The sequence below is a fragment of the Yinghuangia soli genome, assembly GCF_021502675.1.
GTDB lineage: Bacteria > Actinomycetota > Actinomycetes > Streptomycetales > Streptomycetaceae > Yinghuangia > Yinghuangia soli.
In genome coordinates, this window is the sequence record NZ_JAKFHA010000090.1 from 1 (window position 1) to 878 (window position 878).

The window sequence follows — 878 nt, forward strand, 5'->3', positions numbered from 1 at the left end:
CTAGAGGTTGTCTCGTAACCCGTTCGGCCGTGTCGCGTTGGTTGGGTATGGCGGTTGTTTCTGCGGCGGATCGTGAACTGGTGCCTGTGTTCACGGGGTTGACGTATGCGCAGTTCCGCGCGTTGGTGCGGGTGGTGCAGGTCCGCGGCGGGCATGCGCTGGATCCGGCGAGGCCGGGCCGGCCGTGGGCGCTGCCGTTGGAGGACCGGGTGCTGATAGTCGCGTTCTACCTGCGGACGAACCTGACGATGCGGCAGCTCGGTCCGCTGTTCGGGGTCTCGCATGCGGCCGCGCATCGGATCGTGGACAAGCACAGTCCGCTGCTGGCGCTGGATCCGCCGCGGGCGAAGCCGCGCGCGGGCGAGGTGCTGATCGTGGACGGGACGCTGGTGCCGACTCGCGACCGCACTGTCGCGGCGTCCTCGAAGAACTACCGGTTCTCGACGAACCTGCAGGTCCTCGTGCATGCCGACACGCGCCTGGTCGTCGCGGTGGGTCGGCCGCTGCCGGGCAACCGCAACGACTGCCGGGCGTTCTCCGAGTCCGGTGTCGACACCGCCGCCGGGGAGGCGACGGTGATCGCGGACGGCGGCTACCAGGGCACCGGATGCCTGATCCCGCACCGCCGCAGGCCCGGCGAGCCGGAGGTCGCCGGCTGGCGGGCCGAGCACAACCGCGACCACCGAAAGGTCCGCGCCCGTGTCGAGCACGTCTTCGCCCGCATGAAGAACTGGAAGGCCCTCCGCGACTGCCGCCGCAAGGGCGACGGCGTCTTCTGGGCGGTCAGCGCCGTCGCCCGTATGCACAACCTCGCCATGACCGGATGACGAACACGACCGCAGGTCAGACCCGTTCACGAGTTACGAGACAAGCTTTAG

1 protein-coding gene is annotated in these 878 nt (G+C 69.4%); it reads left to right on the forward strand.

The genetic code is table 11. The features are described from left to right. Positions 1–47: 47 nt before the first annotated feature. On the forward strand, positions 48–827 hold the full coding sequence (locus LZ495_RS43665; protein WP_235058869.1) for a transposase: 780 nt from the start codon (positions 48–50) through the stop codon (positions 825–827). Positions 828–878: the final 51 nt, after the last annotated feature.